Annotated in this window: 2 protein-coding genes; both read left to right on the top strand. The window is 71.0% G+C overall.

Annotated features, from left to right (window positions below; translation table 11 throughout):
• Nucleotides 1-2088 (top strand): type I secretion system permease/ATPase (locus DFR50_RS30975; protein WP_113894177.1); only part of this gene is annotated, 2088 nt, incomplete at its 5' end.
• On the top strand, nucleotides 2085-3581 hold a 1497-nt coding region (locus tag DFR50_RS30970), incomplete at its 3' end, for an HlyD family type I secretion periplasmic adaptor subunit (protein ID WP_113894175.1). The genes DFR50_RS30975 and DFR50_RS30970, both read left to right, overlap by 4 nt.

Here is a 3581-nt window from a genome sequence, read left to right as displayed (position 1 = left end):
TACCGGATTGCGGCGGATCCTTCGCAGTTGCGGCATCAGCTTGCGCTGACGGGGCGGCAGGCCGGTTCGGAGGATCTGGTTCGGGCGGCGAACGTTCTGGCGCTGAAGTCGCGGATCGTGAAGGGGGTGACGGCGAAGCGGCTCGGGGCGCTGCCGGTTCCGGCGATCGTGGAGCTGAAGGGGGGCGCGTACGCGGTGCTCGCGGTCGGCTCCGAGAAGGGCAAGGTGCGGCTGGTCGATCCGGTGGCGCGCACGGCCAGGGAGGTGGATCTCGAGGCGGCGGCGGCGCTGTCGTCGGGCTCGGCGATCCTGGTGACGCGGCGCCTGGCGGGGGCGGGGATCGATCCGACCACCTTCGGCTTCCGCTGGTTCTGGCCGTCGATCCTGCGCTACAAGCGGCCGCTCGGCCACGTTCTGGTGGCGTCGCTGTTCGTGCAGCTGTTCGCCCTCATCACCCCGATCTTCTTCCAGCTGGTGGTCGACAAGGTGCTGGTGCACAAGGGTCTGTCGACGCTGGTGGTGCTGGTTGTCGGCATGGTGACGCTCGGGCTGTTCGAGACGGCGCTGCAGTTCCTGCGCACCTACACCCTCAGCCACACCACCAACCGGATCGACGTCGAGCTCGGTCGGCGGCTGTTTCATCACCTGTTCCGCCTGCCGCTGGCCTATTTCGAGACGCGCGCCGCCGGGCAGACGGTGGCCAGGATGCGCGAACTGGAGACGATCCGCGGCTTTCTCACCGGGCAGGGTCTGACGGCGTGCCTCGACCTGGTGTTCACCCTGGTGTTCATCGGGGTGATGTTCCTCTACTCGGTCGAGCTGACGCTGGTGGTGCTGGTGTCGATCCCGGTCTACGTGCTGATCGCGGCGCTGCTCCGGCCGATTTTGCGCGAGCAGATCGGCGAGCGGTTCAACCGCGGGGCGCGCTCGCAGCAGTTCCTGGTCGAATCGATCGTGGGGGCGCAGACGCTGAAGGCGGCGAGCGTCGAGCCGATGATGCAGGCGCAATGGGAGGAGCGGCTGGCGTCCTACGTGTCGAAGTCGTTCGACGCCGGGGTGACCGGGGCGGCCGGGCAGGGGATGATCCAGTACGTCAGCAAGATCACCACGGCGCTGATTCTGTTCTTCGGCGCCGAGGCGGTGATCGCGGGCGCGATGTCGGTGGGCGAGCTGATCGCGTTCAACATGATCGCCAGCCAGGTGGTGCAGCCGATCCTGCGGCTGTCGCAATTGTGGCAGGATTTCCAGCAGGTGCAGGTGTCGGTGGCGCGGCTGGGCGACATTTTGAACAGCCCGACCGAACCGGTTCCGCAGAACCTGCTGACGCTGCCGCCGCCGCAGGGGGCGATCGAGTTCCGCAACGTGACGATGCGCTACCGCCCCGACGCGCCCGACGCCTTGCGCAACGTGACGCTGTCGATCGCGGCGGGCGAGGTGATCGGGATCGTGGGGGCGTCGGGTTCGGGCAAGTCGACGCTGACCAAGCTGATCCAGCGGCTGTACGGGCCGCAGCTGGGGCAGGTGATGATCGACGGGGTTGACGCGGCGCAGCTCGATCCCGGCTGGCTGCGGCGCCAGATCGGCGTGGTGCTGCAGGAGAACCTGCTGTTCAACCGGACGATTCACGAGAACATCGCGCTCGGCGACCCGGCGATGCCGCGGGCGGCGGTGATGCAGGCGGCGCGGCTGGCCGGGGCCGACGAGTTCATCGCCGGGCTGCCGCAGGGCTACGACACGATGATCGAGGAGCGGGGGGCGAATTTGTCGGGCGGGCAGCGGCAGCGGATCGCGATCGCGCGGGCGCTGGTGACCAACCCGCGCATTCTCATTCTCGACGAGGCGACCTCGGCGCTCGACTACGACAGCGAGCGGATCATCCAGGACAACATGCGCGCGATCGTGCGCGGTCGGACGGTGATCGTCATCGCCCACCGGCTGGCGGCGGTGCGGCCGTGCACCCGGATCGTGGGGATGAGCCGCGGCGAGATCGTCGAGGCGGGGACGCACGAGGAGCTGTTGCGCCGCCCGGGCGGGCTCTACGCCCACCTGTGGGCGATGCAGAGCGATCAGGCGAGGACGCCGGCATGAACCAGCGCACGCCCCCTCCGGCGGAGGCGCCGCGCGCGCCACAGCCGGCGTCGCCGCCGCGCCCGGCCGTTTCGGGCCGCGACCGGGAGTTCCTGCCGGCGGCGATCGAGATTCTCGAGTCGCCGCCGCCGCCGGTTCCGCTGGCGCTGATGGCGATCATCTCGCTGTTTGCGCTGACAGCGCTGGTGTGGTCGTTCGTCGGCCGGCTCGACGTGCACGCGGTGGCGCCGGGCAAGGTCGAGACGGCCGGCTATTCGAAGGTGATCGAGCCGCTCGATCCGGGCAAGATCGCGGCGATCCACGTCGCGGCGGGGAAGGCGGTCAAGGCGGGCGACCTCCTGTTCGAGCTCGACCCGGCGGAGGCGGGCGCGGACGCCGCGGCGGCGCGCGACGCGCTCGACGCCAGCCGGGCCGAGATCGGGCGGCGGCGGTTCGCGATCGAACAGGTGCGGGCGGCGGGCGAGGCGGAGGCGCGCGCCGAGGCCGGCGAGGCGGCCGATGCGGCGGGCGCGGCGGACGGACCAGCCGCGAAGGCCGGCGCGAAGCCGGCGAGCCCGGCGCGGGCGGGGCCCGCGCCGAGCCCGGTGGAGGCGCTGGCGGAGCGGCCCGACGCGGCGATCGCCTGGGACGAGGGGCTGCCGGAGGCGTTCCGGATGCGCGAGGAGGCGGTGCTGCGCGCCGATCTGACCCAGCTCGCCGACGCGCTCAAGGCGCTCGACCGGCAGATGGCGCAGAAACGCGCCACCGTGAAGCGGCTCGACATGAGCATCGCCTTCCAGAACACGCTGATGGAGACGCTCTCGCAGCGCGTCGCCACCCGGCAGCAGGCGATCGACCTCAACGTCGGCACCAAGATCAACCTGTACGACGCCAAGGAGGAACTGGAGAAGTCGCAGTCGCAGCTCGCCTCCGACGAGGGCCAGCTGATCGAGACCGACGCGGCGCTGCGCGAGCTCGAGAGCGAGCGGATGAAGGCGGTGTCGCAGTTCATCGCCGACAACGAGAACAAGCTGGCGGAGGCCTCGCGCAAGCGCGACGAGGCGCGCCAGTCGCTGGCCAAGGCGACGGCGCGGCTCGAGCGCACCCGGCTCGTCGCCCCGATCGACGGGGTGGTGCAGCAGACGGCGGTGACGACGGTGGGGCAGGTGGTGACCACCGGCCAGCAGCTGGCGGTGATCACGCCGGCGGGGGGCGAGCTTCAGGTCGAGGCGCTGGTGCCCAACCTCGACATCGGCTTCGTCAAGCTCGGGCAACCGGCGGCGGTCAAGGTCGACGCCTTCCCGTTCACCCGCTTCGGCGTCGTCCCCGGCCGGGTGGTCAAGATCGCGCCGAGCGCCATCGCCGAGCAGGAGGCCAAGCGCGCGCTCGCCAACGCCGCCTCCGCCGCCAACGCCGCCCAGCAGCCCGCCACCGCCCCCGGCCAGCCCGACAGCTTCGTCTTCCCCGTCACCGTCGCGCTCGACCAGAACGCCATGACCATCGACGGCGCCCGC

Origin of the sequence: Roseiarcus fermentans, from assembly GCF_003315135.1 — a bacterium.
Classification (GTDB): Bacteria; Pseudomonadota; Alphaproteobacteria; order Rhizobiales; family Beijerinckiaceae; genus Roseiarcus; species Roseiarcus fermentans.
This window is presented reverse-complemented; position numbering and strand designations above follow the sequence as displayed.